22 protein-coding genes are annotated in these 24,460 nt (G+C 74.1%); 14 read left to right on the top strand and 8 right to left on the bottom strand.

The features are described 5' to 3' along the window. The first annotated feature begins 30 nt into the window (after nucleotides 1–30). The 3 genes from ABTZ91_RS26405 (at nucleotide 31) to ABTZ91_RS26395 (ending at nucleotide 4,260) form a co-directional block, all read left to right on the top strand. Nucleotides 31–1,422: an 8-oxoguanine deaminase gene (locus ABTZ91_RS26405; RefSeq protein WP_352079730.1), complete on the top strand. Its 1,392-nt coding sequence runs from the start codon at nucleotides 31–33 to the stop codon at nucleotides 1,420–1,422. Between the two features lie 397 nt (nucleotides 1,423–1,819). Further along, the gene (locus tag ABTZ91_RS26400; RefSeq protein WP_352079790.1) at nucleotides 1,820–3,169 is read left to right on the top strand and encodes a nucleobase:cation symporter-2 family protein; all 1,350 of its coding nucleotides are present in this window, start codon (nucleotides 1,820–1,822) and stop codon (nucleotides 3,167–3,169) included. Nucleotides 3,170–3,240: 71 nt separating this feature from the next. Further along, nucleotides 3,241–4,260, top strand: a complete 1,020-nt coding sequence (locus tag ABTZ91_RS26395; protein WP_352079729.1) for an aspartate/glutamate racemase family protein — start codon at nucleotides 3,241–3,243, stop codon at nucleotides 4,258–4,260. 294 nt (nucleotides 4,261–4,554) lie between these two features. Here the strand turns inward: ABTZ91_RS26395 and ABTZ91_RS26390 are convergent, their stop codons facing one another. After that, nucleotides 4,555–5,118 (bottom strand): hypothetical protein, encoded by a 564-nt coding sequence (locus ABTZ91_RS26390; protein WP_352079728.1) that lies wholly within the window; start codon nucleotides 5,116–5,118, stop codon nucleotides 4,555–4,557. A 165-nt stretch (nucleotides 5,119–5,283) separates the two neighbouring features. Between ABTZ91_RS26390 and ABTZ91_RS26385 the strand changes: the two genes are divergently transcribed. Continuing rightward, entirely contained in the window at nucleotides 5,284–6,255 is a 972-nt protein-coding gene (locus ABTZ91_RS26385; protein WP_352079727.1) for a fibronectin type III domain-containing protein, read from the top strand. A gap of 34 nt (nucleotides 6,256–6,289) precedes the next feature. Beyond that, entirely contained in the window at nucleotides 6,290–8,281 is a 1,992-nt protein-coding gene (locus ABTZ91_RS26380; protein WP_352079726.1) for a hypothetical protein, read from the top strand. Here ABTZ91_RS26380 and ABTZ91_RS26375 read toward each other — a convergent pair. The 3 genes from ABTZ91_RS26375 to ABTZ91_RS26365 form a co-directional block, all read right to left on the bottom strand. Beyond that, nucleotides 8,268–9,416, bottom strand: coding sequence for a GDSL-type esterase/lipase family protein (locus ABTZ91_RS26375; RefSeq protein ID WP_352079725.1), 1,149 nt, complete (start codon nucleotides 9,414–9,416; stop codon nucleotides 8,268–8,270). The two genes, ABTZ91_RS26380 and ABTZ91_RS26375, sit on opposite strands and share 14 nt — an antisense overlap. A 271-nt stretch (nucleotides 9,417–9,687) precedes the next feature. Then, complete coding sequence (aceB, locus tag ABTZ91_RS26370; protein WP_352079724.1) at nucleotides 9,688–11,310, bottom strand: malate synthase A; 1,623 nt, start codon at nucleotides 11,308–11,310, stop codon at nucleotides 9,688–9,690. A gap of 227 nt (nucleotides 11,311–11,537) precedes the next feature. Continuing rightward, nucleotides 11,538–12,230: a nucleotidyltransferase family protein gene (locus ABTZ91_RS26365; RefSeq protein ID WP_352079723.1), complete on the bottom strand. Its 693-nt coding sequence runs from the start codon at nucleotides 12,228–12,230 to the stop codon at nucleotides 11,538–11,540. A 158-nt stretch (nucleotides 12,231–12,388) separates the two neighbouring features. Between ABTZ91_RS26365 and ABTZ91_RS26360 the strand changes: the two genes are divergently transcribed. Further along, on the top strand, nucleotides 12,389–12,748 hold the full coding sequence (locus tag ABTZ91_RS26360) for a DUF5955 family protein (protein ID WP_352079722.1): 360 nt from the start codon (nucleotides 12,389–12,391) through the stop codon (nucleotides 12,746–12,748). Nucleotides 12,749–12,900: 152 nt separating this feature from the next. Here the strand turns inward: ABTZ91_RS26360 and ABTZ91_RS26355 are convergent, their stop codons facing one another. Then, on the bottom strand, nucleotides 12,901–13,527 hold the full coding sequence (locus tag ABTZ91_RS26355; protein ID WP_352079721.1) for a response regulator transcription factor: 627 nt from the start codon (nucleotides 13,525–13,527) through the stop codon (nucleotides 12,901–12,903). Further along, entirely contained in the window at nucleotides 13,524–14,741 is a 1,218-nt protein-coding gene (locus ABTZ91_RS26350) for a sensor histidine kinase (protein ID WP_352079720.1), read from the bottom strand. The genes ABTZ91_RS26355 and ABTZ91_RS26350 overlap by 4 nt, the downstream gene beginning before the upstream one ends. Nucleotides 14,742–14,865: 124 nt before the next feature. On the opposite strand from ABTZ91_RS26350, the gene ABTZ91_RS26345 reads away from it, so the two are divergent. Further along, a complete protein-coding gene (locus ABTZ91_RS26345) occupies nucleotides 14,866–15,948 on the top strand; it encodes an ABC transporter permease (protein WP_352079719.1) in 1,083 nt (360 codons plus the stop codon). Beyond that, nucleotides 15,945–16,625, top strand: a complete 681-nt coding sequence (locus ABTZ91_RS26340; protein ID WP_352079718.1) for an ABC transporter ATP-binding protein — start codon at nucleotides 15,945–15,947, stop codon at nucleotides 16,623–16,625. The genes ABTZ91_RS26345 and ABTZ91_RS26340 overlap by 4 nt, the downstream gene beginning before the upstream one ends. Before the next feature lie 156 nt (nucleotides 16,626–16,781). Here ABTZ91_RS26340 and ABTZ91_RS26335 read toward each other — a convergent pair whose 3' ends face one another. Beyond that, a complete protein-coding gene (locus ABTZ91_RS26335) occupies nucleotides 16,782–17,591 on the bottom strand; it encodes an IclR family transcriptional regulator (protein ID WP_352079717.1) in 810 nt (269 codons plus the stop codon). A 335-nt stretch (nucleotides 17,592–17,926) separates the two neighbouring features. Here ABTZ91_RS26335 and allB point away from each other — a divergent pair, with 335 nt between their 5' ends. Further along, nucleotides 17,927–19,261 (top strand): allantoinase AllB, encoded by a 1,335-nt coding sequence (gene allB, locus ABTZ91_RS26330; protein ID WP_352079716.1) that lies wholly within the window; start codon nucleotides 17,927–17,929, stop codon nucleotides 19,259–19,261. 1 nt (nucleotide 19,262) lies between these two features. After that, on the top strand, nucleotides 19,263–20,378 hold the full coding sequence (gene alc, locus ABTZ91_RS26325) for an allantoicase (RefSeq protein WP_352079715.1): 1,116 nt from the start codon (nucleotides 19,263–19,265) through the stop codon (nucleotides 20,376–20,378). A gap of 453 nt (nucleotides 20,379–20,831) precedes the next feature. On the opposite strand, the gene ABTZ91_RS26320 is transcribed toward alc, so the two are convergent. Further along, the gene (locus ABTZ91_RS26320) at nucleotides 20,832–21,599 is read right to left on the bottom strand and encodes an SDR family oxidoreductase (RefSeq protein ID WP_407078026.1); all 768 of its coding nucleotides are present in this window, start codon (nucleotides 21,597–21,599) and stop codon (nucleotides 20,832–20,834) included. Between the two features lie 173 nt (nucleotides 21,600–21,772). On the opposite strand from ABTZ91_RS26320, the gene ABTZ91_RS26315 reads away from it, so the two are divergent. The 4 genes from ABTZ91_RS26315 to ABTZ91_RS26300 all read left to right on the top strand — a co-directional run bounded on the left by ABTZ91_RS26315 (nucleotide 21,773) and on the right by ABTZ91_RS26300 (nucleotide 24,445). Then, nucleotides 21,773–22,387, top strand: coding sequence for a dihydrofolate reductase family protein (locus ABTZ91_RS26315; protein WP_352079714.1), 615 nt, complete (start codon nucleotides 21,773–21,775; stop codon nucleotides 22,385–22,387). A gap of 97 nt (nucleotides 22,388–22,484) precedes the next feature. Next, nucleotides 22,485–23,411 (top strand): DMT family transporter, encoded by a 927-nt coding sequence (locus ABTZ91_RS26310; protein WP_352079713.1) that lies wholly within the window; start codon nucleotides 22,485–22,487, stop codon nucleotides 23,409–23,411. Between the two features lie 11 nt (nucleotides 23,412–23,422). Then, nucleotides 23,423–23,797: a hypothetical protein gene (locus ABTZ91_RS26305; RefSeq protein ID WP_352079712.1), complete on the top strand. Its 375-nt coding sequence runs from the start codon at nucleotides 23,423–23,425 to the stop codon at nucleotides 23,795–23,797. A 153-nt stretch (nucleotides 23,798–23,950) separates the two neighbouring features. Further along, entirely contained in the window at nucleotides 23,951–24,445 is a 495-nt protein-coding gene (locus ABTZ91_RS26300) for a carboxymuconolactone decarboxylase family protein (protein WP_352079711.1), read from the top strand. Nucleotides 24,446–24,460: the final 15 nt, after the last annotated feature.

Here is a 24,460-nt window from a genome sequence, read left to right as displayed (position 1 = left end):
CATCTCCCCTGGAATGAAGGAAGCACCGCCATGGCAGCACCTTCGGCAGCCCCCCAGCGCATCGTCATCGAGAACGCGGCGATCGCGACCGTCGACGCGAACGACACCGAGTACGCCACCGGCCACCTGGTCGTCGCCGACAACCGGATCGAGTCCGTCGGCGCCGGCAAGGCGCCCGAGGGCCTCGAGAACGTGGTCCGGCGGATCGACGCCACCGGCCACCTCGTCACGCCGGGTCTGATCAACACCCACCACCACTTCTACCAGTGGATCACCCGGGGTCTCGCGACCGACCACAACCTGTTCAACTGGCTGGTCGCGCTCTACCCGACGTGGGCGCGGATCGACGAGCAGATGGTGCGCGTCGCCGCGCAGGGCTCCCTCGCCATGATGGCCCGCGGTGGTGTGACCACCGCGATGGACCACCACTACGTCTTCCCGAAGGGCTCGGGCGACCTGTCCGGCGCCATCATCGGCGCCGCCGGCGACATGGGCGTCCGCTTCACCCTCGCCCGCGGCTCCATGGACCGCAGCGAGAAGGACGGCGGCCTGCCGCCGGACTTCGCCGTCGAGACCACCGAGGGCGCGCTCGCCGCGACCGAGGAGACGGTGAAGAAGTTCCACGACGCCTCCTTCGACGCGATGACCCAGGTCGCCGTCGCCCCCTGCTCGCCCTTCTCCATCTCCACCGAGCTGCTGCGCGAGGGCGCCGCCCTCGGCCGCCGGCTCGGCGTGCGGATGCACACCCACGGCTCGGAGACCGTGGAGGAGGAGAAGTTCTGCCACGAGCTGTTCGGCATGGGCCCGACGGACTACTTCGAGTCCACCGGCTTCCTCGGCGAGGACGTGTGGATGGCGCACTGCGTCCACATGAACGACTCCGACATCGCGGCCTTCGCCCGCACGAAGACCGGCGTGGCCCACTGCCCGTCCTCCAACGCGCGTCTGGCCGCCGGCATCGCCCGCGTACCCGACATGCTCAAGGCGGGCGTGCCGGTCGGCCTCGGCGTCGACGGCACCGCCTCCAACGAGTCGGGCGAACTGCACACCGAGCTGCGCAACGCGCTGCTGATCAACCGCCTCGGCGCCCACCGCGAGGCCGCGCTCAACGCCCGCCAGGCCCTGCGCCTCGGCACCTACGGCGGTGCGCAGGTCCTCGGCCGCGCCGACAGCATCGGCTCCCTGGAGCCGGGCAAGCTCGCCGACTTCGTGCTCTGGAAGATCGACGGCATCGGCCACTCGTCGATCGCCGACCCGGTCACCGCCATCGTCTTCGGCGCGGCGGCCCCGGTCACCGCGTCCTTCGTCAACGGCAAGCAGATCGTCGAGAACAACCGACTGCTGACCGCCGACGAGGACCAGATCGCGCGCGACGCGCGCACGGAGGCCCAGCGCCTGGCCCGCATCGCGGCCCAGGCCTGATCCTCCCCAAGGAGTCCGACCGAGGGGGACGGCCCTCGGTCGGTCGCCGTGGACCCGAGCGGGGTACACGGCAGCCGGTCCGGGGGGTGCCGTACACACCATGTCGTACGGCACCCTCCGGGACGGTGAACAGCGACCGCCGCCCCCACCGGTCGCACCGTCACCGCGCCGCACCCCTCCGCCAGGCGCACCGCACCACCCCCCGAGCAACGAGCCGCACCCTTGCACCCGCACCGCATCGCACCACCTCCCTGACATCCTCGTCGCCGCCGACGTGTAACCGACCGGAGGAACCGCCGTGGCCGCCAAGCCCCAGGTTCGCAATGCACCAGACGAAGGCTCCGCCCCCGAAGACCGCGAGAAGCATCCGGTCGACGAGACGCTGCCACCCATCAAGATGCTCACCAGCGGCCTGCAGCACGTGGCCGCGATGTACGCGGGAGTCGTCGCCCCGCCCCTGATCGTCGGAGCGGCCGTCGGCCTCTCCGGCACCGAACTGACCTTCCTCACCGGCGCGAGCCTCTTCACCGCGGGCCTCGCCACCTTCCTCCAGACCCTCGGCGTCTGGAAGATCGGCGCCCGGCTGCCCTTCGTCAACGGCGTCACCTTCGCCGGCGTCGCCCCGATGCTCGCGATCATCGACACGACGAAGGACAAGGCCGACGCCCTCCCCGTCATCTTCGGCGCGATCATCGTCGCCGGACTCCTCGGCTTCATAGCCGCCCCCTGGTTCTCCCGCCTCGTGCGGTTCTTCCCGCCGGTGGTCACCGGCTCCGTGATCACGCTCATCGGCGTCTCCCTGCTGCCGGTCGCCTTCGGCTGGGCACAAGGGCCCAACCCCGCGGCGAAGGACTACGGGTCGACCACCTATCTGTCGCTCGCCGGCATCACCCTCGTGGTGGTCCTGCTGCTGCGCCGCTTCACCCGCGGCTTCCTCAAGCAGGTCGCCGTCCTGGTCGGCCTCGTCATCGGCACCCTCATCGCCATCCCGTTCGGCGTCACCGACTTCAGCCCGGTGACGGAGGCCGACATCGTCGGCTTCCCGACCCCCTTCCACTTCGGCGCCCCGCAGTTCGCCCTCGCCGCGATCATCTCCATGTGCGTGGTCATGCTGGTCTCCATGACCGAGTCGACCGCCGACATGCTGGCCCTCGGCGAGATCGTCGACCGGCCCGCCGACGAGAAGACCATCGCGGCCGGCCTGCGCGCCGACACCCTCGGCTCCGCCATCAGCCCGCTCTTCAACGGCTTCATGTGCAGCGCCTTCGCGCAGAACATCGGCCTGGTCGCCATGACCCGCATCCGCAGCCGCTTCGTGGTCGCGGCCGGCGGCGGCTTCCTGGTCCTCATGGGCCTGTCGCCGGTCGCCGCCTCGCTGATCTCGGTCGTGCCGCGGCCGGTGCTCGGCGGCGCGGGCGTCGTCCTCTTCGGCTCGGTCGCCGCCAGCGGCATCCAGACCCTGGTGAAGGCCGGTCTGGAGAAGGACAACAACGTCCTGATCGTGGCCGTCTCGCTCGCGGTCGGCATCATCCCGATCACCAAGCCGGAGTTCTACCACGCCTTCCCGGAGACGGCGAAGATCATCCTGGACTCGGGCATCTCCACCGGCTGTGTCGCCGCCGTCCTGCTCAACGTGGTCTTCAACCACCTCGGCCGACGCCGGGACGACGACGAGGTGACCGCTCCGATGGAGCCGGGCGAGGAGATCTCGGAGACCCGTACGGCGAAGGCGGCGCACGTCCACTGAGCCACCGCCGCCACCGTCCGCACCCCACCGCCCCGGCCCCCGCGCACCCCGCGGGGCCCGGGGCCGCGGCCGTGGTGCTGATCAACCCCAACACCGCCACGGCCACGACCCGCATGATGACGGCGATCGCCCGCCGCGCGCTGGCCGGCACGGGCCTGCGCGTCCGCGGCGTCACGGCCGCCCACGGCCCGGCCGTGCTGACCACCCCGACCGCCCTCCGGGCCGCCGTCCCCCACGTCCTGACCGCCGCCCACCAGGCCCTGGCCTCGGGCGACTGCGCGGCCCTGATCGTGGCGGCGTTCGGCGACCCGGGCGTGTCGGAGCTGAGGGGCGCGTGGCCGCCCGTCCGGCTCGCGGCCCCGCCGGCCGGGGGCGCGGCCCTCGCCCCGCCGGCGGGACCGGACGGCCCCGTACCACCGCCGTACGGCCCGGCGGCGCCGGGGCGGACGGACCGGCTTGAGGGCGCCCGGTCGGTGTCGGGCCTGGCGGTGCCGGGGCCGGTGGACCGGCCTGACGGCGCGCGGTCGTCGTACGGGCCGGCGGTGCCGGAGCGGATGGGCCGATCTGACGGCGCCCGGTCGGTGTACGGCCTGGCGGTGCCGGGGCCGGTGGACACCCCGGCGAGCGGTCCCTCCTTCGGCCCGGCGAGCGGTCCGGTCGCCGTCCCTCCGGTCGCCGTGCCCGTGATCGCCGTGCCCGTGGTCGGCATCGGCGAGGCGGCCCTCGCCGAGGCCGCCGTCGGCGGCAGGCGCTTCGGGATCGCCACCACCACCCCGCGCCTGGAAGGCTCCCTCGCCGCCCAGGTCGAGCGCCTCGGCCTCGCCGCCTCGTACACGGGCGCACGCTTCACCGCAGGTGCTCCCGACCGCCTGGCCGCCCACCCCGACGCGCTCCTCACCGCCCTGGAAGCGGCCGTTCGCGCCTGTGTCGTACGGGACGGGGCCGAGGCCGTCGTCATCGGCGGTGGCCCGCTCGGCGACGCCGCCACCGCCCTCCAGACTCGCCTCGCCGTGCCGGTCATCGCACCCGTCCCGGCAGCGTGCCGCCGGGTGGCCGCGCTGCTGCTGGCTGGGGCCGCACCTGAGGACTGACGTCCCCGGACCACCGGGCCCATCGCGCGCCCCGCCCCGAGCGCGGGGTGCCGAGCGGCGCCCCCGTCGGACCACGCGTCGGGCTGGCGCGCACCGATTGCCCCACCGGCCCCGGCCCGGCCCCGCCGGGCGCCCCCCGACCGCTTGATGCCGAACGGCGCCCCGCCCCGGCACGGCACCGCCCCGGCACGGCACCGCCCCGGCACGCCACCGCCCCAGCGCGGCACCCGATCCGGGCACCGGCCCCGGTCCGGCCCCGCCGGGCGCCCCGCACCCCGCACCCTCCGACCGCGCTCACCGTTCCACCGCCATCCGCCGCCGGCACTCCGGGGCCAGCGCCGGATAGGCCGCCGCGATGGCCTCGTACAGGCGGCGGCGCAGGAGGCGTTCGGCCTCGGCGCGGCCGGTGTCGCCGTAGAGGTCGTCGAGGAGGGACTCGTAGCGCGAGAGGGCGTGGCGGAGGTAGCCCACCTGCCAGCGGACCATCGCGCCCGCCGTGACGCCGCCGGGGCCGCGCGCGCCGAGCAGGTGGCGGTGGCGGACCGCACGGCGCTCCAGCTCGGGGGTGGGGATGCGGGGGACCTCGATCGGTTCCGCCCGGATCGCGGCCAGCACGGCGCGGCGCCGCCGCTCGGCGGCCACGCCCGTCGCCGCGGAGGACCGCCCGGACGTGAACTCAGGGGTGCGCTCCACCGCCTCGACGCGCGCGAGGAGATAGAGCCGCACCGGGGCGGGCGACCAGCGCCGCGGGTCGCGGCCCTGCACGTCGGCCTGGCCGAGCAGCTCGTTGACCATGGCGTCGCTCCAGCCGCGCCCGCGCAGCCCGGCCAGGGACACATATGTCGTACGGTCCGTCACGATTCCCCCAGATTCGACTACGGAGAGTGATGAACCCAGTGAAGCGCACCCCACTGACAACGCCCTCTCCTCAGCCCCGCCCGCCGCCCCCTTGTCGCGCCCCCGACCCCTGTGTCATACAGGTCCAGACCTTTCACGGACCGCCCGGCCGGACGGAGGCACCCCGTGCAACGCCCCCTTGCCGCACGCCTGCTGACGCTCACCGCACTCGCCCTCGCCGCCCCCGCCCTCACCGCCTGCTCCGGCGCCGCCGAAGCCGCCAAGGACACCCGCGCCCCCTCCGTGCCCACCGCCGTCACCGCCACCGCCGGCAGTTCCACCACCGTCCACGTCATGTGGGCCGCCGCGACCGACGACCGGGCCGTCACCGGCTACGCCGTCTACCGCCAGGGCCGCAAGGTGCGCGACCTCCCGGCCGGCACCCTGATGACCGACGTCACGGGCCTCGCCCCCGCCACCCCGCACACCTTCACGGTCCGCGCCCGCGACGCCGCCGGCAACGTCTCCCCGGACAGCGCGGCCGTCACCGCCACCACCCTCGCCGCCACCGTCGAGGACCGCACGCCGCCCACCCGCCCCACCGCCCTGGGCGTCGCCCCGGCCGGCCGCGACGGAGCCACCCTCAGCTGGCGCCCCGCCCGCGACGACACCCGGGTGACCGCCTACGACGTCTACCAGGCGGACTCCCGCGTCCACACCGTCCCCGGCACCGCCACCACCGCCCGCCTGACCGGGCTGCGCCCCGGCACCGCCTACTCCTTCACCGTCCGCGCCCGCGACGCCGCCGAGAACTCCTCCCCGGACAGCGATCCCGCCGACCTCACCACCGCCCCGGCCCCCGGCGCCCGGCCGAGCACCGCCCCCACCCACCTCACCGCCCGCGCCGCCAAGGGCGCGATCACCCTCACCTGGACCCCGCCCCGCACCGGAGCCCCCGTCAAGGAGTACGAACTCCACCTGAACGGCCGCTTCGCCACCACCATCGTCTGGGGCGCCCAGCCGCCGCCCGGCCCCGTGAGCTACACCCTCACCGTCCCCGCCACCCCCGGCGTCCGCCACACCCTCACCCTCCGCGCGAAGCTCCCCGACGGCACCTGGGGCGACTTCTCCGCCCCGCGCACCGCCGTCACGGTCTGAGCGTCCCGACCCGCCCGGAACTACGCTGGGAAGCGTGGCCGAGATCGTCCTCACCAACACCGGGCTCGACACCTTCCTGGAGGCGAGCCCCGAGTTCCGGGGCCCGGCAGCCGTCCGGGCCGTGGAGGCCGTGCTCGGGCTGCTCGCGCTGCGCGGGGCGGACCGGGCGGCCGGGGTGCCCGAGCCGACGCCCGAGCTGGCCGAGCGGCTGCTCCTGGAGGACCTGCCCGCCTTCGTGTGCGCGGCACCCGAGGAGCTCGACCTGTACCCGGCGGTGCTCAGGGCGCTCGCCGCGCGGTTCGACGGGGAGCGGCGGGCGCGGGTCGACAGCGTGATCGGCGAGGCCGCGGGCGACTTCGAACGGGCCATGCGCGACCCCGGCAACCTCACCTGGCCCCGCTGGTACGCCCAGCTCCTGCGCGCCGACGGCACCGATCCCGACGACCCCGAGGCCGTCCGGGCGTGGCTGGGCAGGCTGGAGGCGCCGCCGCTGCCCGACGGTGTGCGGCGGGCGGACCTGATGGGGCGCACCGCCCTCGCCGACGTGCTGCTCGCCGAGGCCCTGACCCGGGCGTACGTCCGCGACGCCGAGCGGCCGCCGGCCGCCGGGCCGGTCCTGAGCGACCACGACGTGGCCCGGGGCATCGGCGCCGTCGCCGCCGCGCTGCTCGACCGCTGGACCGCGGCGGGGCTCGCCGAGGGCCTCGCCGGCGACTACGCGCACCTCGCGCCCGGACCGGACGACTTCCCCCACCTGGCCCTCGCCGACGCCCTGCTCGACGAGCACCTCGACTACTACGGGGACCCGTCCGTACCCCTGCCGCCACCGGTGCCCGAGGCCGCGGAGGCCGTCCGGGGAGCCCTCGAAGAAGACCTCGAACGCGACGCCGATCTGCTCGCCGCCGCCGTCGACGCCCTCGCGCAGGCGGGGCCCCAGGCCGGACCCGGGACGGGCTCCGAGACCGGACCGGAGGCGGGGCCCGAGGCCGGAGCCGGGGCGGCCCCTTCGGCGGCGGCCCCCGGCACCGGAACGTACGGCAGCGAGGCCGCGCACCTCCTCTACACCCTCTACCAGCGCGGCTGCTCCGCCGAGTCCGTCGCCCGCCGGGCCGCCGAGTTCGAGGACTGGACGGTGGACCCGGCCCTGGAGGACGCGCCCGTCCGCGTACCGCCGCCCGCCTCCCCGGGATACACCACCCCGACCGCCGGCGAACTCGCCCGGCTGCTCGGCGCGCCCGGCACCAACGACACCGACCGGGCCCGCCTCGACCGGCCCGCGCACCAGCTGGCCGCGGTCGTCGACCGGCTCGCGGCGACCGGGCTCGTCTTCCGCAGCGGCGACGCCTTCGGCCTCACCCCGCACGGCGCAGCCGTCGTCCGCTACCTCCTCGCGGTGCGCGGGGTCGCCGTGCCCGACGCCACCGAGACGGCCGCCTGGGACGCGCCCACGCTCGTGGCCGCCGCCCAGGGCTGGCCCCCGGCCGTCGCGGCCCGGGTCCTCGCCGAGTGGCTGCGCGCACACGGCGACACCCCGGGCGGTACCCTCCGGGACAGCACCGTCGTGGCTCCCGGCGGCACCCCCGGACACGGCGCCGGAGACGGAAACGGCGACCGTGCCGAAGCCGCCTGGAGCGAGCTGCTCGGCGCCGTGGGCAGCGTCCATGCCGGTACGTCCGACGCCGCCGCCACCCGCGCGCTGCTCGGCCTCCTCGACTGGTCCGCCGCCCCGACCGCGGCGCTGCGCCGGGCCGTCGGCGACCCCGTGGCCGGCGCCCGGGCGGCCGAGGAGCTGCGGGCCCGCGGGGAGACGGTCGACCCGGACGCGGTGCCCCGGGCCGCCCTGGCCCTGCACGTCCTCGACCGCCTGCCCGGCAAGCGGGGCCCCCTGGAGTCCCGGCGCGCCGCCTTCGACGCGGCCGCTGCGGACTGGCCCGGCGGCTCGGCGGCCCTGGTCCGCGCGATGGCGGAGGCCGACCGGGACGAGACGGCCCGGGTCCTCGGCCCCCTCGGCATCAGCCTGCCGTGAGGTACATCCCCGACGCGCCCGTCCCCGCCGTGTTGCGGCAGCTGTGGTTGCCGCTGGTGCGCTCGTTGACCAGCGCCAGGCAGCGGCCGAGCGCCGCCTGCCCGTAGGCGTTGGGGTGCATGTTCTCCTGGAGCGGTCCCTGCGTCTGGTTCTGGTCGATCCAGCGGGCCCACTCGCTGGTCGCCGCCGAGGCGGGCACGGTCGCGCTCACCTGCTTGCTGGCCTTCGCGCACACCTCGCGCCCCTGGAGCATGTCGCGCAGATCCATGAACTGCGCCCCCTTGGCCGCCGCCACGCCCTTGAGGCGGTTCGCGATCTGCGGCACGAGCGAGTCGCGCGCCCAGTCGGAGTCTTTGTCCCAGAAGGGACAGCCGCCGGTGTTCGTCCGGCTCCAGCCGCTCTCGGAGTAGCGGTTCTCGGCGGCCCGGGGGATGGGGGAGGGGTACGACTGGAGCACGATCCGGTAGTCGCCGAAGGCGTAGCCGGCACCGGTCATCACGGTCCGGATCTCGTCTATCGCCTTGCCGACGTCCGCCATCACCCCGTCGATCTTCGCGTCCACCTCGGCCTGCTGGTCGTCGTGGCAGTAGGAGTACCAGACGATGTAGTCGGTCGCGCAGGTGGTGATGATGTCGGCGAAGCCGAGGTCGTTGCCGCCGATCGACAGCGCGATCAGCTTCACGTCGTGCGTACGGGCGACGGTGGCGAGCTGGTCGGCCTGCGGGGCCTCGCCCTTGTACGCGACTCCGCCCTGCGCGGCCCGGAAGACGTTGTCGGTGGTCGCGCCCGAGCAGGCCAGGTTGACGAGCGCGGAGGCGATCGGCCCGGCGCTCTTCACCTCGGCGGTGTCCGAGCGGTGACAGCCGTTGGCCGCCGTGGTGCCGTAGACCCGCGAGGGGTCGTAGCCGCTGCCCGTCCAGGCGCGGTCGGTGCCGTTGCGGCTGCCGCTGGTGGTCAGGCTGTTGCCCTGCCAGCGGCCGGCCTCGCCGGAGATGTAGCTGTCGCCCATGGCGACGACGGCGGTGGGGCCGGAGCCGGGCGAGGCGACGGCGGGGGAGGGGACCAGCGCGGAGAGCGCGGCGGCGAGGCACAGCACGAGCGACCCGCGCAGCGCACGGTGAGGGGACGAGGGCATGGCTGTACTCCTGCGGTGTGCGTACGGCGTCGTACGCGGAGCGGTGGGGGACAGCCGCCGGCCGGTGGCATGGCGGAATTTCGCATGCCGTGGCTTGTTACCGCTAGGTAGCTGCGCGTCTCGGTTGCGTCACGTGACTTGTGAAACACCATGGATCGAAACGGGGATCGAACGTGTGCAAACGGCGAAAGGCCCCGCCCCCGGTGCTGTGCGAACACCGGGGGCGGGGCCTTCTCGAGGCCGTGGACGGGGCCGGGCGGCTGCTGTGCGGTCAGCCGACCAGCTGGTCGTACGCGGGGAGGGTCAGGAAGTCCGCGTAGTCGGCGTCGAGGGAGACGTGCAGCAGCAGGTCGTGCGCCTGCTGCCACTTTCCGGCCGCGAAGGCCTCCTCGCCGATCTCCGCGCGGATCGCGGCCAGCTCCTCGGCGGCGACCTCGCGGGCGAGTTCGGGGGTGGCCTTCCGGCCGTTCTCGAACACGACCTCGGCGTTGATCCACTGCCAGATCTGCGAGCGCGAGATCTCGGCGGTGGCCGCGTCCTCCATCAGGTTGAAGATGGCGACGGCGCCCAGGCCGCGCAGCCAGGCCTCGATGTAGCGGATGCCGACCTGGACCGCGTTGCGCAGCCCCTCGTACGTCGGCTTCGCGTCCAGCGAGTCGATGGCGATGAGGTCGCCGGGGGCCACCGACACGTCCTCGCGCAGCCGGTCCTTCTGGTTCGGCTTGTCGCCGAGGACCGCGTCGAAGGAGGCCATGGCGATCGGGACCAGGTCGGGGTGGGCGACCCAGGAGCCGTCGAAACCGTCGCCGGCCTCGCGGTCCTTGTCGGCCTTGACCTTCTCGAAGGCGACCTTGTTGACCTCGGGGTCCTTGCGGGACGGGATGAAGGCCGCCATGCCGCCGATCGCGTGGGCGCCGCGCTTGTGGCAGGTGCGGACGAGGAGTTCGGTGTACGCGCGCATGAACGGGGCCGTCATCGTGACCGCGTTGCGGTCCGGCAGGACGAACTTCTGCCCGCCGTCACGGAAGTTCTTGACGATGGAGAACAGGTAGTCCCAGCGGCCCGCGTTCAGACCGGCGGCGTGGTCGCGGAGCTCGTAGAGGATCTCCTCCATCTCGTACGCGGCCGTGATGGTCTCGATGAGGACCGTGGCGCGGACGGTGCCCTGCGGGATGCCGACGTAGTCCTGGGCGAAGACGAAGATGTCGTTCCAGAGGCGGGCCTCCAGGTGCGACTCGGTCTTCGGCAGGTAGAAGTACGGGCCCTTGCCGAGGTCGATCAGACGCTGGGCGTTGTGGAAGAAGTAGAGGCCGAAGTCGACCAGCGCGCCGGGCACCGGGCGGCCGTCGACGGTGAGGTGACGCTCCTCCAGGTGCCAGCCGCGCGGGCGCATGACGACGGTGGCGAGCTCCTCGGCCGGCTTCAGCGCGTAGGACTTGCCCGACTTCGGGTCGGTGAAGTCGATGTTCCGGGTGTAGGCGTCGATCAGGTTGACCTGGCCCAGGACCACGTTCTCCCAGGTGGGCGCGGAGGCGTCCTCGAAGTCCGCGAGCCAGACGCGGGCGCCGGAGTTCAGCGCGTTGATCGTCATCTTGCGGTCGGTCGGGCCGGTGATCTCCACGCGCCGGTCGTTCAGGGCCGCCGGGGCGGGAGCGACCTTCCAGGAGTCGTCGGCGCGGATCGCCGCGGTCTCCGGCAGGAAGTCCAGCGTGGACGTGCGGGCGATCTCGGCGCGGCGCTCGGCCCGGCGGGCGAGCAGCTCGTCGCGGCGCGGGGTGAACCGCCGGTGCAGCTCGGCCACGAAGGCGAGGGCCGCGTCGGTGAGCACCTCCTCCTGGCGCGGCAGGGGCTCGGCTTCGACGACGACCAGGGAGGACGGCGCTGGTGCGGACATGAACTGTCACTTCCTTCAGCGGACTTCACGGGCGGTGCCATCCGGCCGCCGGGCGTCGTCGTGCGGCACGCAGTGCCACAGGCGCCGGGATACGGCCGGGAGCGCCGTCACGGAGGATCAGGCGCTTCTGAACAGTGGATACTAGTTTCCTCATGGTGGAAGTTCAATGGTTTGTTGATGTCGAGATTCTTTGGCTCGACACAACGTGGCGCTCAGTGCCACGCCACTCACTCCAGGTGCACCAGGTCCGCCTCCGTGTCGATGTCATAGGGCTCGGCCACATCCGAACAGTCCACGAGCGTGATCGCATCCCCGTGCTCCTTCAGATAGTCCCGCGCCCCCTGGTCCCCGACCGCGCCCGCCGCGATCCCCGCCCAGCGGTCCGCGCCGAACAGCACCGGATGGCCGCGCCGACCCTCGTACGAGGCCGCCGCCAGGCTCCCGGGACCGCGGTATGCCTCCCGGACCCGCGCCACCGCCGCCGCCCCGATCCCCGGCTGGTCCACCAGCGACACCAGGGCCGCCTCCACCGGCAGCGCCTCCGCCTCCAGCGACGCGAGCCCCGCCCGCAGCGAAGAGCCCATGCCCTCGGCCCACTCCGGGTTGTCGACCAGGACGCACCCCGGCAGCCTCGCCTCCGCCCGTACGCGGTCGGCCGCGGCCCCGAGCACCACGTGCACCACCTCGCAACCGCCCTCCCGCAACACCCGCACCGCGTGCTCCACCAGCGGCCGGCCCCGGTGCGACAGCAGCGCCTTCGGCCGCCCTCCGAGCCGCCGACCGCCCCCCGCCGCGAGCAGCAGCCCGGCGACGAGCGGCTCGCCGGCGACGGCGGGGCGGGCGGGCGCGGGTGCGGGTTCGGTGCGGCCGGGCGCGGTGCGGGCGGAGGTTTCTTCCGTCCCAGAGGTCTCATGAATCATGGGGACTGCATACCGCATCGGGGGCGCACCACTCGGATGCCTGAAACTGTGTCCGCCCGCTGGCGCGCCGGGCGCGCGAGGGAGTTAACTGGCCCGCGACCCCGAGCGCCTGACCACCGCTCGACGGTCGGCACAGAGTCGTGCGTGGGGGGAGAACCATGTTGCGAGGCGTGGGGCAGAGGCGAGTGACCGCTGACGGCGTGGACCCGAGGGTGGCCGAGCTGCGCGCCGCCGTGTCCCGGCTCCGGCGGGACCTCGCCGGGCACCGCAGGGAGTTCGCCGACCGGGGGATCGCCGAGGACGAGCTCGCCGCGCTGGACGCGATGGCGACCAGCGGCGCCCCCGAGGTGTGGCGGCTGCGCCGCGCGCTCCTGCTGATCGCGGGCGCCGTCGGCTCCGTCAGCGCCCTCGCCGAGGGCCTCGCCGCCGTCCGCGGCGCCGTCGAGCTCTTCGGCCCGCCCGTCACCGGCGGCCAGACACCCGACCCGCCGGTCCCCGGCCCGCGCGCGGGAACGTGAGCGGGTGAGCGATGCCGCCGGGCCGCCGGAGCCCCCCGGCCGCCGGGCCGCCGGAGCCCCCCGGCCGCCGGGCCGCCGGAGCCCCCCGGTCGCCGGCCCGCCGGAGCCCCCGGGCCCTCGCCCCCGCACCCCACCGGACGTCGTCCTGGCGCCTACCGCCTGATCAGCCGGCGGGCCGTCGCCGCCGCCACCGCCGCCGTGCGGGAGTCGACGCCCAGCTTGGCGAAGATGTGCACGAGGTGGGACTTCACCGTCGCCTGGCTCAGGAACAGCGCCTTGCTGATCTGCTGGTTCGACAGGCCCTCGCCCACCAGCTGGAGCACCTCAAGCTCCCGCTTGGTCAGGGCCTCCGAGGGCGTCCGCATCCGGTCCATCAGGCGGTGTGCCACCGCGGGGGCGAGCGCCGACTGGCCGGCCGCCGCCGTTCGTACCGCCGCGGCCAGCTCCTCCGGCGGGGCGTCCTTCAGGAGATAGCCCGAGGCGCCGGCCTCCACCGCCGCCAGGATGTCCACGTCCGTGTCGTACGTCGTCAGGACCAGCACCCGCGGCCCGCCCCGTACGGCGGTGATCGCGGCCGTCGCCTCCGAGCCGTGCATCCCGGCGCCGAACTGGAGGTCCATCAGGACGACGTCCACGCCCCCGGCCGCGGCCAGCTCGACCGCCCGCTCGGCCGTCGCCGCCTCCCCGACCACCGCGAAGTCGGGCTCGGTGTCGAGGACGGCCCGCAGCCCGGCCCGTACCACCGGGTGGTCGTCGGCGAGCAGCAGTCGGATCGTCATGCGTCGGCTCCGGTGGGCAGGGGGAAGGCGGAGGGCAGGGGCAGCGGAAGGGGCAGGGAGACGGCCACGGCGGTGCCCTGGCCCGGCGCCGACTCGACGGTGAAGGAGCCGCCGAGCGACTCGGCCCGCGAACGCATCGCCGTCAGGCCGAAGCCGCCCTCCGGTGACGGCCGCCCGCCGCGCACCGCGGCCGGGTCGAAGCCCCTGCCGTCGTCCACCACGTCCAGCGTCACCGAACCGCCCATGAACGACAGGGTGATCTCGGCCCGCGACGCCGAGGCGTGCCGAACGGTGTTCGCGAGCGCCGACTGGGCGATCCGCAGCAGCGCCACCTCGTACGGGGTGGGCAGCGCGACCGGCGTCCCGCTCACCGAGCGCCGCACCCGGGGACCGTCCGGCCCCGTCGTCCCGCACAGCCGCTCGAGCGCCCCGGCGAGCGAACCGTGCTCCAGGCCGGGCGGCGTCAGGGCCCGTACGAAGCGCCGCGCCTCCGCCAGGTTGTCCTGCGCGGCCCGCCGGGCCTCCTCGATGTGCCGGGCGGCCGCCGAGTCCTCGGGCAGCGCCCGCTCGGCGGCCCGCAGCAGCAGCTGGATCGAGGACAGGCCCTGCGCCAGGGTGTCGTGGATCTCCCGGGCCAGTCGCTCCCGCTCGGCGAGCGTCCCCGCGTGCCGCTCGGCCGCCGCGAGCTCGGCCCGGGTGGCGATCAGCTCCTCGACCATCCGGCGGCGCCGCTCGCTCTCCCGGTACAGCGCCTGGTAGCCGAGGACCGTGGCGACGGCGACCGCCGCGCCGAGCAGCGGCCCGATGAACACCCCGGGGTTCAGCGGGGCGCCGTGACCCACGTACGACAGGATCGCCGCGCCCGCCGTCAGCGCCACCGCCGGCAGTGACCAGCGCCCCGGCAGCAGGTGCAGCTGGAGGAAGTACAGCGGGAAGGCCACCCACAGCCCCTCGGGCGTGGCCGCGAGCAGCAGCAGCCAGGCCGCGCACAGCCCGGCCAGCCACACCGCCGCCGCCCGCCGCGACGCCCGCACCGCGTCCCGTACGCGGGGCAGCAGCGAACCGGCCCCGTAGACCGCGCCGGTCGCCACCGCCGCCGCGACCCCAGGGGCGGCGTGGGCGCGCAGCGCCGCGAGGGCGAGCAGGCCCGCCATCAGCAGATGGAGGCACAGGCGCAGGACGCGCAGGGCGGGGGTGAGCGATCGGGGATCCATGGTCCGTCCAGCGTATGCGCGGGCGCGGGCGGGTCCGGACGATCCGGACTCAACCGAAAGTTTGATTGCCGAGCCATCCGTGGCGCGATGCCCGACGCGCCCCCGGACGAGCAGGCTTGGTCCCATGTTCGTGGCATGGAGAGACCTGAGATTCGCCAAGGGGCGATTCACCTTGATGGGCACGGTGATCGTGCTGATCACCCTGCTCGTCGGACTGCTGTCCGGGCTGACCGCCGGGCTCGCCCGCGAGAACGTCTCGGCCATCACCGGCCTGCCCGCCGACCGGCTGGCCTTCGCGGCGCCGCCCGCCGGGCAGTCCGTCTCCTTCACCAACTCGACGGTGACGGCGGACCAGTGGCTGCGGTGGGCCCAGCGGCCCGGAGTGACCGCCGCCGAACCGCTCGGCATCCGCACCCTCAACGCCACCGCCGGCGACCGCACGGCCGCGCTCTCCGCCTTCGGTACGCGGCCGGGCGACGGCCTCGCTCCCGAGAGCGGGCGGCTCGGCCCCGGGCGCGCGGTCCTGTCGGAGTCGGCCGCGAAGGAGCTGGACGCCAGGACCGGGGAGGCGGTGCGCCTCGGCCCCCTGCAGGTCACCGTCGCCGCGATCGCCGGGGACGCCTCGTACAGCCACACGCCCGTCGTCTGGATCACCCTCGACGACTGGCAGAAGCTCGGCCTCAGCGGCACCAGGCCCGGCGCCCAGGCCACCGTCATCGCGCTCGGCGGCTCCGGCGCGGACTGGGCGGCCGGTGACGAGGCCGCCGGCACCCGGTCGCGGACGGTCGACGAGGCCCTCACCGCCATAGGGTCCTACCAGGCCGAGAACGGTTCGCTGCAGATGATGCGCGGCTTCCTCTTCGTCATCTCCGCCCTGGTCATAGGGGCCTTCTTCACCGTCTGGACGATCCAGCGCAGCGCCGACGTGGCCGTCCTGAAGGCGCTGGGCGCCTCCACCCCGTACCTCCTGAAGGACGCGCTCGGCCAGGCCGTGGTGATGCTCACCGCGGGCACGCTGCTCGGCACCGGTCTCGCGGTCGCCGTCGGCGCGCTGATCAGCGGTGGGGACGTGCCCTTCGTCCTCCAGCCGCTGACCGTGCTCGGTCCGGCCGCCGTGATGATCGTGCTCGGCGTCCTCGGCGCGGCCCTGTCCATCCGGCGGATCACCGCCGTCGACCCCCTGACCGCCCTCGGGAGTGCCCGATGAGCCTGCGGCTCGAAGACGTGACCCTGACCTACCCGGACGGCGACGGCCGCCTCACCGCCCTCGACGCCGTCCGTCTGGACGTCCCGGCGGGCGCGCTCACCGCCGTCGTCGGGCCCTCGGGCTCCGGCAAGTCCAGCCTCCTCGCGGTGGCCGCGACCCTGGTGACCCCGGACCGCGGCCGGGTCGTCGTGGCCGGCACCGACACCGCGCCCCTCGGGCCGGCGGAGAAGGCGCTGCTTCGCCGCGAGCGGATCGGCATCGTCTTCCAACAGCCCAACCTGCTGCCCTCGCTCACCGCGCTCGAACAGCTCCAGGTCATGGCCCACCTCTCCGGCCGGAACCCGCGCGCGGCCCGGGAGCGGGCCCGCGACCTGCTCGACGCGGTCGGCCTGGCCGAGCAGGCGCACCGCCGCCCGCACCAGCTCTCCGGCGGCCAGCGGCAGCGCGTCAACATCGCCAGGGCGCTGATGAACGACCCCTCGGTGCTCCTGGTGGACGAGCCGACCAGCGCCCTGGACCACGAGCGGGGCGCGGCCGTCATGGACCTGCTCGCGACGCTGACGGCGGAGCGGGGCACGGCGACGGTCCTGGTGACGCACGACCGCACGCACGTGGGGCGGGCGGGGCGGGTGGTGTCGGTGCGGGACGGTCGGCTGACACAGGCCGCGACGGTCTGAGCCGGCACCCGGCGGTCCGAGCCGCCGCCCGGCGGTCGCGCGTAGGTGACGAGCGCCCGGAGCCTCGTGGCCGGGCACGGTCGCGCGTACGCGAAGGGCGCCCGGAGCCTCACGGTTCCGGGCGCCCTTCGCACGCACGGGGCGGGGAACGGCGGCTCAGCCCTGGCCGTTGCCCGCCGTGTTCGCGAGCGCCGCCGACAGCTCCTCGGCGACCTGGTGCAGGATCGGGACGATCTTCTCGGTGGCGGCCTCCGTCACGCGTCCGGCCGGGCCCGAGATGGAGATCGCGGCGGCGGTGGGGGAGTTGGGCACGGGGACCGCGAGGCAGCGGACCCCTATCTCCTGCTCGTTGTCGTCGACCGCGTAGCCCGTCTCGCGCACCACGGCGAGGGCGTCCAGGAAGCCCTCGGGCGTGGTGATGGTCTTCTCGGTCGCGGCCGGCATGCCGGTACGGGCGAGGAGCGCGCGGACCTCGTCGGCCGGGGTGTGCGCGAGCAGCGCCTTGCCGACGCCCGTGGAGTGCGGCAGCACCCGGCGGCCGACCTCGGTGAACATGCGCATGGAGTGCTTGGACGGCACCTGGGCGACATAGACGATCTCGTCCCCGTCGAGCAGGGCCATGTTCGCCGTCTCGCCGGTCTCCTCGACGAGCCGGGCCAGATACGGGCGGGCCCAGGTGCCGAGCAGCCGGGCGGCGGACTCGCCGAGCCGGATCAGGCGCGGGCCGAGGGCGTAGCGGCGGTTGGGCTGCTGGCGGACGTAGCCGCAGGCGACCAGCGTGCGCATGAGCCGGTGGATGGTGGGCAGCGGCAGCCCGCTGCTGGCGGAGAGCTCGCTCAGCCCGACCTCGCCGCCGGCGTCGGCCATCCGCTCCAGGAGGTCGAAGGCACGCTCGAGGGACTGGACGCCTCCGCTCGCGGCGGCGGGCTTGGCGGCGTCGGTGGTGCTGGCGCTGGACGTCGGCACGTCAACGGTCCTTTCGGGGCAGGCGGGCAAGTCAGCAGCCTACCGGGCCGCCGGGCCGGACACACGGCCCAGGTCCCCGCGTCCGGGCCGGTCAGGGGGGTGTTTGTCCGTTGTCGGCGGCTGCTCGGAGGGGCCCTGGTCCGCCCCGCATGTGCGGAGCTACGTTCTACTGTACGAAATTTCCCTTCCACTTCATGGAAACATCCAAGTGGGGTTCCTCGGCGCCCCATGCTGGAAGTGTGCCCTTGACGACATGTCGTCTCGCGCGCAGACTCCTTCAACAGTTCGTTGAAATTCTGCTTCGCGGAAGAAGCACCGAAGAAGAAGGGGTACGGGTGGACGTCAACCTGGTCCTGCGCTCGACGCGCGTCATCACCCCCGAGGGGACCCGCGCGGCGTCGATCGCCGTCTCCGGCGGGAAGATCGCGGCCGTGCTTCCGTACGACGCCGAGGTACCGGCCGGCGCCCGGCTGGAAGACGTCGGCGACGACGTCGTCCTGCCCGGACTCGTCGACACCCACGTCCATGTGAACGACCCCGGCCGCACCGAGTGGGAAGGCTTCTGGACCGCCACCCGCGCCGCGGCCGCCGGCGGCATCACCACCCTCCTCGACATGCCGCTCAACTCCCTGCCGCCCACCACCACCGTCGAGAACCTGCGCGTCAAGCAGGACGTCGCCCGCCCCAAGGCGCACATCGACACCGGCTTCTGGGGCGGCGCCCTCCCCGACAACGTCAAGGACCTGCGGCCGCTCCACGACGCCGGCGTCTTCGGCTTCAAGTGCTTCCTCAGCCCCTCGGGCGTCGAGGAGTTCCCGCAGCTCGACCAGGACCAGCTGGCCGCCTCCCTCGCCGAGATCGCCGGCTTCGACGGCCTGATGATCGTGCACGCCGAGGACCCGCACGAGCTCGACGCGGCACCCCACAAGAGCAGCGAGAAGTACGCCGACTTCCTCGCCTCCCGGCCCCGCGTCGCCGAGAACACGGCCATCGAGAACCTGATCAACCAGGCCCGCCGGCTCAGCGCCCGCGTCCACGTGCTGCACCTGTCGTCCTCCGACGCGCTGCCGCTCATCGCCGCCGCCAGGGCCGAAGGCATCAGGATCACCGTCGAGTCCTGCCCCCACTTCCTCACCCTCACGGCCGAAGAGGTCCCCGACGGCGCCACCGAGTTCAAGTGCTGCCCGCCCATCCGCGAGGCAGCCAACCAGGACCTGCTCTGGCAGGGCCTCGCCGACGGCACCATCGACTGCATCGTCTCCGACCACTCGCCGTCCACCGCCGACCTCAAGACCCCGGACTTCGCCTCCGCCTGGGGCGGCATCTCCTCCCTCCAGCTCGGCCTGCCCGCCATCTGGACCGAAGCCCGCCGTCGCGGCCACGACCTCAACGACGTCGCCCGCTGGATGTCCACGGCCCCCGCCCGGATCGCCGGCCTCCACCAGAAGGGCGCCATCGAAGCCGGTCGCGACGCCGACTTCGCCGTCCTCGACCCCGACGCCACCTTCACCGTCGACCCCAACGAGCTGGAACACCGCAACCGCATCACCGCCTACGCGGGCAAGACCCTGCAGGGCGTCGTCACCTCCACCTGGCTGCGCGGAGAGCGGATCGCCGACCACGGCACCCTCACCGAGCCCACCGGCCGCCTCCTCGAAAGGAACAACTGACGTGTCCGCCATACCGCGCTTCACCGGTGACGCCAGCCCCTACGGCGGCGGTGACCCCTACGCCGACTACCGCACCGCCGACTTCCCCTTCACCCAGTACGCCGACCTCGCCGACCGTCGCCTCGGCGCGGGCGTCATCGCCGCCAACGACGAGTTCTTCGCCGAGCGCGAGAACCTCCTGAAGCCCGAGGCGGCCGAGTTCGACCCCGAGCACTTCGGACACAAGGGCAAGATCATGGACGGCTGGGAGACCCGCCGCCGCCGAGGCGTCTCCGCCGAACAGCCCCACCCCACCGAGGACGACCACGACTGGGCCCTCGTACGCCTCGGCGCCCCCGGCGTCATCCGCGGCATCGTCGTCGACACCGCCCACTTCCGCGGCAACTACCCGCAGGCCGTGTCCATCGAGGCCACCTCCGTCGCCGGCTCCCCCTCGCCCGAGGACCTGCTCGCCGACGACGTCAAGTGGACCACCCTCGTCCCCCGCACCGCCATCGGCGGCCACGCCGCCAACGGCTTCGCCGTCGACGTCGAACAGCGCTTCACCCACCTCCGGGTCAACCAGCACCCCGACGGCGGCATCGCCCGCCTCCGCGTGTACGGCGAAGTCGCCCCCGACCCGCGATGGCTCGCCGTCCTCGGCACCTTCGACCTCGCCGCCCTCGAGAACGGCGGCCAGGTCGAAGACGCCTCCGACCGCTTCTACTCCCCGGCCACCAACACCATCCAGCCCGGCCGCTCCCGCAAGATGGACGACGGCTGGGAGACCCGCCGCCGCCGCGACAAGGGCAACGACTGGATCCGCTACTCCCTGGCCGCCGAGTCCGAGATCCGCGCCGTCGAGATCGACACCGCCTACCTCAAGGGCAACAGCGCGGGCTGGGCCGCGCTCTCCGTCGCCGCCGAAGGCTCCGAGGACTGGACCGAGATCCTGCCCCGGACCCGCCTCCAGCCCGACACCAACCACCGCTTCGTCCTCGACAGCCCGGCGATCGGCTCCCGCGTCCGCATCGACATCTACCCCGACGGCGGCATCTCCCGGCTCCGCCTCTTCGGCTCCCTCACCGAGACCGGCGCGGCCCGGCTGACCGCCCGCCACCAGGAACTGGGCGGCTGACCCCACCCGCCCACCGGAACCGGGCGGGCACGACACCCCGCCCGGCCCACGAGGGCGCACCGGCCCGACAGCACCGGTGCGCCCCGTATTTTTTTTGTGGCTCGGTTCGCCTCCGGGGTGCTTGAGCCGGACTCACAGCGCCGTACGTGCTCGCCTCCCTCGTTCCTCGGGAGGCTGCGCGCGTTCGTCACTGTTCCCCCGGCGCACCCCTTCGGCTCACTCGCCGAGGTGCTCGTGGGCGCCGAGGGCGGGGCAGCACGTCGGATCGGTGCCGGGCGGGGCATCACGTCGGATCGGTGCCGGGCGGGGCAGCACGTCACGGGATCGCCTGGGGACGGGACCGGACGCCGGGGGTCACCTGGGCCGGGCCGCACGTCACGGGACTCCCTGGGGTGGGGCAGCACGTCGGACCGGTTCGGGGCCGGGCCGCGCGCTCCCTTCCACCCTCTCGTGTCACGCCGCGTGGCCGCCGTCCACCGAGAACTCCGCGCCCGTCACGTACCGCGCCTCCGGGCCCGACAGGAACGCCACCATGGCGGCGACCTCCTCGGCGGTGCCGAAGCGGCCCAGGGCCGTCATGGCCGCCTGGCTGGCCGCGAACGGGCCGTCGGCCGGGTTCATGTCCGTGTCGGTCGGGCCCGGGTGGACGATGTTCGCGTGGATGCCCCGGCCGCCCAGCTCGCGGGCCAGCGCCTTCGTCAGGCCGACCAGGGCCGCCTTGCTCATCGCGTACAGGGTGCCGCCGGGGCCCGGGACCCGCTGGGTCATGCAGGTGCCGATCGTCACGATCCGCCCGCCGTCCGTCATCCGGGCGGCCGCCGCCTGCGAGGCGAGGAAGACGGAGCGGACGTTCACGGCGAGGACCCGGTCCACGTCGGCCAGGTCCAGCTGCTCCAGCGGCGCCAGCACCCCCACGCCGACGTTGTTGACCAGGACGTCGAGCCGGCCGAGCGCGTCCGCCGCCCACGCCACCGCGCCCGCCGCGTCACCGGCGTCGGCCGCGTCGGCCCGCAGCGGCAGGGCCGTGCGGCCAAGCGCCTCGATCCGGGCGGCGACCTCCTTGGCCCGGACCTCGTCCCGTACGTAGGTGAAGGCCACGTCGGCCCCCTCCCGGGCGAGCCGCACGGCCGTCGCGGCGCCCACGCCCCTGCTGCCGCCGGTGACCAGGACCGCCTTGCCGTTCATGCCGTTCATGCCGTTCATCGCCGTCGTCGGGGACATCCCCGTACTCCTCACGCTCGGTTGTCGTTGCCAGTTCAATCAAACGCGGGTGCCGAGCCCGGTGCTGGCGGGAAACGGACGGCAAGGCGCCCACCGATGAGATCCGTGGGCGGGCGCGGTCGATACGGGTGAGACACGATGGTCCGGAAAGAGCGGAAGAGAGGGCATTCGTCATGGCCAGCCTGAGCCTCACCCAGTTCCTCACCCTCGACGGCGTCTACCAGGCCCCCGGCGGCCCCCAGGAGGACCCGAGCGGCGGATTCGACAAGGGCGGCTGGGTCGCCCCGTACGTCGACGAGGACTTCGGCGGTTTCGTCGACGAGGTCTTCGCCCGGCCCGCCGCCTTCCTCCTCGGCCGCCGCACCTACGAGATCTTCGCGAGCTACTGGCCGCACCAGACCGACTCCGACGACCGGGTGGCAAGCACCCTCAACTCCCTTCCCAAGTACGTCGTCTCCACCACGCTCACCTCCGGCGACTGGCCCACCACCACGGTGCTGCGGGGCGACGCCGCCGACGCCGTCGCCGCGCTCAAGCAGCGCGTCGACGGCGAGATCCAGATGCACGGCAGCGGCGGCCTGGCGCAGACCCTGCTGGCCCACGGCCTCATCGACCGGCTCCACCTGCTGGTCTTCCCCGTCGTCCTCGGCGCCGGCCGCCGGCTGTTCCCCGAGGGCGCCACGCCGAGCGCCTTCCGGCTGCTCGACGCCCGCACCACGGCCGCGGGCGTCAGCATCCACACGTACGAGCTCGCCGGCCCGCCCCGCTTCGGCACCGTCGGCGAATGATGTAGCCACCACCGGTGTCCGCCGGATACCGTGATCGCGCCCGCGTGAGAGCCGCCGAAGTCTCCACCCCGCACGAAGAGTCGGAGACCTCGCCCTCATGTCCTCGCTTGCCGCACCCCTGCCCCTCGGCGCCCCGCGCCGGGCCTGGCTCACCGATCTGCCCGTCCTCCTCGTCGCGGTGGTCTGGGGCGCCAGCTACCTCGCCGCCAAGGGCATCACCACCACTCACACCGTGCTCGCCGTGCTCGTCCTGCGGTTCGCCGTCGTGCTGCCGGTGCTCGTGGCCGCCGGATGGCGCAGGCTGCGGGCGCTGGACGCCGCACAGTGGCGCGGGGCGGGCCTGCTCGGGCTGATCCTCGCCGGGATCTTCCTCCTGGAGACCTACGGTGTCGTCCAGACCTCCGCCACCAACGCGGGTCTGATCATCAGCCTCACCATGATCTTCACCCCGCTCGCCGAGGCCGCCGTGACCGGCGTCCGGCCGCCCCGTGCCTTCCTCGCCGCCGCGGCGCTCTCCGTGACGGGCGTGATCCTGCTGACCCAGGGCGCAGGCTTCACCGCGCCGTCGCTCGGCGACCTGCTGATGCTGCTCGCCGCCCTCGCGCGGACCGTGCACGTCCTCGCGATGTCCCGGATCAAGGCCGTGCACGGCGCCGACTCGCTCTCCCTCACCACCGTCCAACTCGGCGCCGCCGTCGTCGTCTTCGCTCTGCTGGCCGCCGCGCCCGGCACCGGGGCCTCGCCCTGGGCGGTCGCGCTCGACTTCGGGCCGCGCGAATGGGCCGGACTCCTCTTCCTCTCCGTCTTCTGCACCCTCTTCGCCTTCTTCGTGCAGATGTGGGCGGTGCGCCGCACCTCCCCGTCCCGGGTCAGCCTGCTGCTCGGCACCGAGCCCCTGTGGGCCGCCGCCGCGGGTATCGCCCTGGCCGGCGACCGCCTCGGCCCGCTCGGCCTCGCGGGCGCCGTCCTGGTGCTCGCGGGCACCAGTTGGGGCCGCCGGGCCGCCGACCGGGACGCCGGGTAGGTTCTCCGGTCATGACCACACGCCACCCGCGCCACCCCCGTCCCGTCCCCTCGCCCGTCGAAACGCTCCGCGCACGCGCCGTCCGTACCCAGGGCTGGGGGCTCGGCCTGCTGACCGTCGCCGCGCTGCTGTGGGTGTGGTGCGCGGTGCTGCTCCTCACCCCGTACGAGACGGCCGCGGGCAACGGCTGCGGCACGCTGCTCGCCGACGAGTACCACCACGACGAGGACTGTTACGAGTCCCGCGACTGGCCCGAACTCCTCGGCCTCCTCGCCACCTCCGTCCCCTTCGCCGTCGCCGGCGCGATGGTCCACACCCGCGGCGCCCTCACCGACCGCCTGGCGCCGCTCCTCGCCGACCTCGACGAGGACCGGACGGAGGCATAGCGGGCGATCCCGCGGTGCGGATCCGGGCCCCGGAAAACATCCGGAGAAAAAACTTCCCGGATCCCGTCACATCGTCGCGCGCGGGTCCGTCAGTGCTGTGAAGACGCCGGAGAGGCCCCGCCGCAAGGGGCCCGAACGAAAGCGAGAACAGCCATGACGAACACCACCGCCTCCCTCTCCCGCATGCCCGACCCCGCCGAGTTCGTGCCGGAGGTGAAGGACGTCAGCGCGGCCCTGTTCCGGGCCACCGGCAACCAGTCCGTGCCCCGGACGACCATCAACCTGATCCACCTGCGCGCCGGGCAGATCGTCCGCAACACCTACCTGACCGTCCTCAACACCAGCTTCCTGCGCAAGGCCGGCGAGAGCGAGGAGCGCATCACCGCGGTCGCCTCCTGGCAGGACGCCCCCTACTTCACCGACGCCGAGCGCGCCGCCCTCGCCCTCGTCGAGGCCACCCTCCAGCCCGCCCCGCACGGCCGCGAGCGCGTCACCGACGAGCTGTACGCCGAGGTGGCCCGGCACTACGACGAGAAGGCGCTGGCGACCCTCACCATCGCCATCGGCCAGATCAACTTCTTCATCGCCCTCGCCGTCATCGGCAAGCCCCAGCCCGTCACCTCCCTCGCCGACCAGCAGTGGGACTGACGCCCGGCGGCCCGG

The sequence above is a fragment of the Streptomyces sp. NPDC126499 genome (genome assembly GCF_040302485.1).
Classification (GTDB): domain Bacteria; phylum Actinomycetota; class Actinomycetes; order Streptomycetales; family Streptomycetaceae; genus Streptomyces.
Note: the sequence above shows the minus strand (reverse complement) of the source record. Positions and strands in the feature narration are given on the sequence as shown.

What these genes read in the sequence shown, in the direction of transcription:
- ABTZ91_RS26305 (WP_352079712.1), top strand. Translation starts at nt 23,423, where the DNA reads ATGACCACACGCCACCCGCGCCACCCCCGTCCCGTCCCCTCGCCCGTC.
- ABTZ91_RS26405 (WP_352079730.1), top strand. Translation starts at nt 31, where the DNA reads ATGGCAGCACCTTCGGCAGCCCCCCAGCGCATCGTCATCGAGAACGCG.
- ABTZ91_RS26340 (WP_352079718.1), top strand. Translation starts at nt 15,945, where the DNA reads ATGAGCCTGCGGCTCGAAGACGTGACCCTGACCTACCCGGACGGCGAC.
- ABTZ91_RS26310 (WP_352079713.1), top strand. Translation starts at nt 22,485, where the DNA reads ATGTCCTCGCTTGCCGCACCCCTGCCCCTCGGCGCCCCGCGCCGGGCC.
- ABTZ91_RS26345 (WP_352079719.1), top strand. Translation starts at nt 14,866, where the DNA reads ATGTTCGTGGCATGGAGAGACCTGAGATTCGCCAAGGGGCGATTCACC.
- ABTZ91_RS26365 (WP_352079723.1), bottom strand. Translation starts at nt 12,230, where the DNA reads ATGATTCATGAGACCTCTGGGACGGAAGAAACCTCCGCCCGCACCGCG.
- ABTZ91_RS26360 (WP_352079722.1), top strand. Translation starts at nt 12,389, where the DNA reads ATGTTGCGAGGCGTGGGGCAGAGGCGAGTGACCGCTGACGGCGTGGAC.
- ABTZ91_RS26320 (WP_407078026.1), bottom strand. Translation starts at nt 21,599, where the DNA reads ATGTCCCCGACGACGGCGATGAACGGCATGAACGGCATGAACGGCAAG.
- ABTZ91_RS26355 (WP_352079721.1), bottom strand. Translation starts at nt 13,527, where the DNA reads ATGACGATCCGACTGCTGCTCGCCGACGACCACCCGGTGGTACGGGCC.
- aceB (WP_352079724.1), bottom strand. Translation starts at nt 11,310, where the DNA reads ATGTCCGCACCAGCGCCGTCCTCCCTGGTCGTCGTCGAAGCCGAGCCC.
- ABTZ91_RS26350 (WP_352079720.1), bottom strand. Translation starts at nt 14,741, where the DNA reads ATGGATCCCCGATCGCTCACCCCCGCCCTGCGCGTCCTGCGCCTGTGC.
- ABTZ91_RS26300 (WP_352079711.1), top strand. Translation starts at nt 23,951, where the DNA reads ATGACGAACACCACCGCCTCCCTCTCCCGCATGCCCGACCCCGCCGAG.
- ABTZ91_RS26375 (WP_352079725.1), bottom strand. Translation starts at nt 9,416, where the DNA reads ATGCCCTCGTCCCCTCACCGTGCGCTGCGCGGGTCGCTCGTGCTGTGC.
- ABTZ91_RS26315 (WP_352079714.1), top strand. Translation starts at nt 21,773, where the DNA reads ATGGCCAGCCTGAGCCTCACCCAGTTCCTCACCCTCGACGGCGTCTAC.
- ABTZ91_RS26400 (WP_352079790.1), top strand. Translation starts at nt 1,820, where the DNA reads ATGCTCACCAGCGGCCTGCAGCACGTGGCCGCGATGTACGCGGGAGTC.